Annotated in this window: 1 protein-coding gene; it reads left to right on the top strand. The window is 37.3% G+C overall.

Annotated elements, in window-relative coordinates:
- The first annotated feature begins 386 nt into the window (after positions 1-386).
- Positions 387-1,646, top strand: coding sequence for a sugar transferase (locus OCV60_RS12910; protein ID WP_262530310.1), 1,260 nt, complete (start codon positions 387-389; stop codon positions 1,644-1,646).
- The last annotated feature ends 273 nt before the right edge of the window (positions 1,647-1,919 follow it).

Here is a 1,919-nt window from a genome sequence, read left to right as displayed (position 1 = left end):
CCTCGATTTTGTCGGGGGGGGGGTACAGTAAGGGAGATATGAAATGCTAGGAATATCAAAACGAAAGTGTACGATGGATACCCCAGTACATATTAATGGGAATGAAAAGAAAAAGAAAACTGAATATCGAAACTCTTATATCGCATATCTAAATATTCAAAATGTGATTCCCATGTGCTGCTTACTTGTGTTTGGGGTATGGCTATGGACGGAATTACATATCTCAACAAATCTTAACATATTCTGGATTAATGCTCTTCTTTGTGTAGCAATAATCCTATCTAGTTTTAAATCACTCAAATTTGAAGGCAATCTCTACAATTGTGGGGACGATTGTAGATTAACAAATAGATTACAAAAAAATGGAGGGGGAAAGAAAAAAATCTATGTATAGAAAAGATTCTGAAGGATGGTTAAAACACACAGATTTTATAATCTTAGACATGATCTGTTTGCAATTAGCGTATGTTCTGGCATATGCAATTAGCGGATATGGATTTAATCCATATGAAACCATTATTTATCGCAATATGGCGGTTTTCCTTGAACTGGCAGATCTGGTTATGATTTTTGTATATGGCACCATGAAAAGCGTGTTAAAGAGAGGATACTATCGTGATTTTGTAGTTACGTTAAATCATGCGATTATGGTAGGTGCCTTAGCGGTTTTATATTTATTCCTGCTTCAGGAAGGGCAGGACTTTTCAAGATTAACATTGATGCTGACCATAATAATTTATTTAGTAATGACGTATGTTGTCAGAGAACTCTGGAAAAAACTTCTGCGAAAACAGATGAAGGATGGCGGAGAACGTAAACTACTGATTGTAACATCGGAAGATGTGGCTGAACAAGTAGTGTTAAGTATGCAGGAAAACAATTATGCCAGATTCTCATTGGCTGGTGTAGCTGTAATTGATGCGGACTGGACTGGAAGAGAAATTCATGGAGTTCCGGTAGTTGCCAACGAAGAGACTGCAGCAATGTATGTATGTCAGGAATGGATTGATGAAGTTCTGATTGTTGTTTCAGAAGTTCTTCCGTATCCGTCAGAGTTAATTGAGCAATTATCAGAGACAGGAGTAACCATTCATCTTAATCTTGCAAAGATCACAAGTGTGCCAGGGAAAAAACAGTTTGTGGAAAAGGTTGGTAATTACACAGTCCTTACGACAAGTATTAATTATGCATCAACCAGACAGTTAATGTTAAAACGATTGATGGATATTGCGGGTGGATTAGTTGGATGTATTTTTACCGGAATCATTTGTATTTTTGTCGGACCGGCAATTTATATTGCATCACCGGGACCAATTTTCTTTGCTCAGGAACGAGTAGGAAAGAATGGAAAGAAATTTAAAATGTACAAGTTCCGCAGTATGTATATGGATGCCGAAGAACGTAAGGCAGAGCTTATGAAAGATAACAAACTTGGAGATGGAAAGATGTTTAAACTGGACTTTGATCCTCGTGTTATCGGAAATAAGATACTTCCAGATGGGACACATAAGACAGGAATCGGTGATTTTATCAGACGAACAAGTTTAGATGAATTTCCGCAATTCTTTAACGTATTACGAGGAGTCGGCGGTATAATAGAGCCAACCGAGAAAAAGCTTGATTTTACAGGGTTTTCGCTGGCTTAGCTAGGTTCCTTAGTATGATTCTTATGATTTATCATTAGAGGAAACCAATCGTATTTCCAGCGGGAATATATATAATAAAGTGGTTTCCTGGATGCTTATTTTGACCCAATCATAAATAAGTAAATGAGAATCATAAATAATAGGAGGTAATGGCTGAGCCTGCGAATGTCCCTCGAAAGACGTTCACAGGTTATCTGTCGTTGGAGAAAAATATAAGAAATAAATGAGAAAAAAGAGATAAGAAAGTAACCCTCGATTTTGTCGGGGGGGGGG

The organism is Coprococcus ammoniilyticus (assembly GCF_025567345.1).
GTDB lineage: Bacteria > Bacillota > Clostridia > Lachnospirales > Lachnospiraceae > Coprococcus > Coprococcus ammoniilyticus.
Note: the sequence above shows the minus strand (reverse complement) of the source record. Positions and strands in the feature narration are given on the sequence as shown.